We start from the raw sequence: 3,895 nt of genomic DNA, 5'->3' as shown, positions 1-3,895 counted from the left end.
TTCCTCCATCAACAACACCTCCCGTCTTATCAAACTTCCCATCTAGCTGCTTATCCATTTCTTTTGTTGTGCGCAGCTGCTGTGTTGTTTGGTCTGGCAATGTAACAGTAATAATGCCCTGCTCTGTCATCCAGCGCGTTAATATGTCGCTGAACTGAACGTTCGAGACGTTCATTGACACTATTTTATTCATCGCATCTGAAACAGAATGAACCATCGTTGTGAGAATGACGTACTTCGCCCCTGTTGCTGCTGTCGGTAATGGGAAATTTAATGTGAGTTCAGTATCGGATTGAATCGACTGAATACTGTTGTTGTGAACTGTGGTACCAATTTGAATTTGAATCGCTTGCTCTGCTGATACACGATTAATGTTATTGAGCCATTTAGTGCCGGTGCCGACTACTTTAGTGCTGTTTGCTGTTGTGGTAACTGTGCCTGTGTTGTACATGGGATTCTCCGAAATTTGTACGTAAAAAAACCGCAATTAAGCGGCTTATTTGTGATTAGGTGTTTTTTAGAAGCTAAAAATAATCATTGAAATCGATGCAATAGGAACTCGCATAAACAACCTGGTTAAACTCTCGATTTGCATAACCCGGATAAAAATCAGATGTCCACATACGAGTTGCAATAAGCTTATTCCCGTCAACCCTGAAGCCCGATAAATAACAGTTAACATTTACTCTTTCATTTTCTAGCCACGTATTCGGCACATCCATCGTGAACATCGGTTTTGCAAATGAACTTGTGGCAACATTTCCGCTTGTTTTAATTGTTTGGCCATTATTAAAAAAAGGGATGTAGTCAGAAGTGAATACAACTTTCCCCTGCTTATTCCAAATCGTTAACCCATCCGCAGGCTGTAGATTTAAACCGTACGAAAAAACGACGATATACACCCAGCCTGCACCCCAAGATATAATCCGGTTGTTGGGTCGGTCATAGCGAAGCACTTGACCTGTACTTTCTTGTCGCAGGAAAACTAATGCTGAACTGCGGTTCGGTATGTCGTTTGGTAAACTCCAATACCCTCGGTTATTGCTCACATCGATATAAATTTTTTTACGATAAACACAGTAAGCGACTTCGTTTTCTTGAGTGATACTTCTGAAATTATCAATTGCTGAAGAAGCACCGGCATTTAAAAAAAGTCCATACGTATCAGGTGGATTGTCTTTTAATGTGCCGTAGAGAAAAAAATGGGAGTATCCATCACTCCCCGGTAAATACCCCGGATCATCGCTAAAGTAATCATATTCACAACGAAACGTATCACCATCGGTCCAATAGCGATTTATCCGTATCATTTGGATAGAACCGTATGCCCAAAAATGACACAACGCTGACGGGACAATCACAACGTTGTATTTTGATAACCCCGGGACATTGACCGATTTTTTATTTTCGTATCTCTGTGGGTTCCGTGGGTGAATTGTCACTTTCGCAATAAATGTCAGAGGGTAATTATCTTTTGTTAATTCAATGGATTTTCCTCCATCTTTAGGGTTGATAAATAAACCTAGCTCACTCATGGTCTTCTCCCAACTTTAACGGCCCATCGCCCTGATTGGTCATAAATCATCAGCCCCGTTGCATCTAAAATGACACGCCCAGCATCACCGCTCACTTTAAAATCGCCGTAAACTTCCAATTTATTAAACTCCGCGCTACCTGTTTCCGCATCAAGCCGATAACCAGCTTTTCCTTTTTCATAACGTTTTGACTTGATTTCCACACCAACCAGAAGCTTTTCAATTGTGGCCTTGTTGATAAACGCGTCATTGATAAATACCTGACCATTTTCAACAAAAAAGACCGGCTCTAACTTGCCACTTGTTGGATTGAAAATACCGAAAGTATCCGCACTGAAACCAATTTGCGTAACGACCTTACCGTTTTTAACACTAGCCCCAACTAACATGGCTGCATCATACGATTGGCCGTTGTACATAACCGCAGCTTTAAATGAAATGATAGAAGACGCGTTCCCTTGATGGTCGACTTCTACTTTTGACATTTTCTCAATTGCTGCATAGGTTTCATCAAATTGAGCATCAAGACGCTCTATCGACTGAGCAAATGCATGATTGTTATCAGCAACGACTTTATCAATGCGCGTGATTGACGCTTTAGCGCGTAAAATCTCAGTGCCTTGCACGTTCTGCTGGGCTGTTAACTGCCCAATAGCTTCCACTTGCGCTAATTCTTCATTACTCATCGTTTGTTCGATATGATTGATTGATGCCTCATTATCGTCAAAGCGTGATTTTGACTGTTCCTTTGCCTCCGTTAATGCTTTATCCGTATTTGCAGTCGTTTCAGTTAACTTGCCGATGCTTGCTTGGGTCTCTTCGTGCTGACTCTGTTGCGTCTGTTCAACCCGAGTTGTCGTTTCCTCAAGTGTCGCAATAGACTCGGTGTGCTGAGTCACTACCGCATTGATGTTAGATAACTCTTCTTTGTTAGCATTGATATCTTTGCCAAGCTCTGCACGAAGTTGTTCAGTACGTTCGGTATGAGCGCTATCCTTCTCAGCTATTGCTTTACGCACATCAACAAAATTAGCTTCTGATTGCTCATGTTGCGCTTTTACATTCTCTGCTAATTCAGATGTGGCCTTTTCATTGGTTGCGGTTGCCGTTGCTAATCGAGTCACTTCTGCTTTTGTTTTCAATAGCTCTGAATTAGTTTCATTCACTTGTGCATTGGTTTGCATCAGTGCTTCAGAGAAAGAAAATTCAAGGTTAGTGATGGTTTGATTAATGTTAGTGATATAACCGGTCATTTCACCGAACTGGGCTGTTGTTGACTGCTCAAACTTCGCTTGCGCTTGTTTTAAATCAGCTGTTGCCGTTTCGACAGTAGTGACACGGCCTTTGATGGTGCCGACTTCTTTATTTGTTTCCCCTAGATCTGCTTTAACTTGACTGATTTGCTGGGCTGTCGCTTTCTCATAAGTCGCCTGTGCATCTTTAATATTCAGAATTTCAGATGCGTTGAAGTCAACTTTTGCGGTGATTTGTTCTTGCCAGCGTGCAGCAGCTTCTCTGTCAGTAACCTGCACTTGCTCAATGCGGAATATCTCAGCTCTACGGTCTGCAACTTCTTCTTTTAAGCTAAAGTGAACTTCAGTCGTAAACTTGGTGTTCATCATCACAGCTTCGTTAACAGCTTCTATCTCGCGATCAATGCTGATAACTTTTTGTTTGAAGTCGTCATTGTCGATTTGTAAGTCGGAGAGATGGTCTTTGTTGAAGTCGATTTGCTCCTGCATTTGCTGGCCAGCTTCAGAACTGAGGAAATTATTTCCTAACTCTTCGAGCATATCCTGCGGCGTTCCGCTAGCTTTTCCTACTGCTTCAACAAACGGTGACTTGCCATAGCTGTTAACCGTACGAACATAAAACCAATAATCAGTGCCGGCTTTTAAATTCTCCTTAGTCCAGAATTGTCCCTGACCTTGGCGATTAGCTTTAGTTGTCACTTCGGTGTCATTCGTGCTGACCAGTTTTTTGTCGCTGAACCAAAACTCAAATGTATAGCCATGCTGTGCGGTTTCGCCACCGTGCGGAATGCAAGTCAGAGAGAACATACCGCCAACCATTTCAACGCTAACCGGTTTAGGTGGGGCTTGGATATCAAAATCAACAATCGCAGGGGCAGACATTGCACCAGCCGCATTAATAGAGCGAACCTCCGCACGATACGAACCGCGTACAAGGCCCGATAAATCCACCCTGTCTTGCGGTACCTGAATAGACTGAATTACCTTACCGCTTTCTATAATGTTTACCGTGTTATAGCGAACATCTGCAGCAACTGATTGCCAGCTCAAATACCCTTGGACAACTTCACCAATATTCGTGGCCACAAAAGCAAGGTTAAGCGGTGG

The 3,895-nt window shown here is 42.7% G+C and carries 2 protein-coding genes and 1 pseudogene; all 3 read right to left on the bottom strand.

Annotated elements, in window-relative coordinates; genetic code table 11:
* A pseudogene (locus PSF28_RS23395) lies at positions 1–451 on the bottom strand (hypothetical protein); the annotation flags it as partial.
* A 73-nt stretch (positions 452–524) separates the two neighbouring features.
* Entirely contained in the window at positions 525–1,535 is a 1,011-nt protein-coding gene (locus PSF28_RS23390) for a DUF6453 family protein (protein ID WP_272685732.1), read from the bottom strand.
* Positions 1,532–3,895: phage tail tip protein J-related protein (locus PSF28_RS23385; RefSeq protein ID WP_272685731.1), on the bottom strand; the 2,364-nt coding region annotated here is incomplete at its 5' end. The genes PSF28_RS23390 and PSF28_RS23385, both read right to left, overlap by 4 nt.

It is taken from the genome of Providencia sp. PROV130 (genome assembly GCF_028482225.1).
Lineage (GTDB): Bacteria > Pseudomonadota > Gammaproteobacteria > Enterobacterales > Enterobacteriaceae > Providencia > Providencia rettgeri.
This window is presented reverse-complemented; position numbering and strand designations above follow the sequence as displayed.

Excerpts from the sequence above, each read along its gene's own strand:
- PSF28_RS23390 (WP_272685732.1), bottom strand. The coding sequence starts at position 1,535 with ATGAGTGAGCTAGGTTTATTTATCAACCCTAAAGATGGAGGAAAATCC.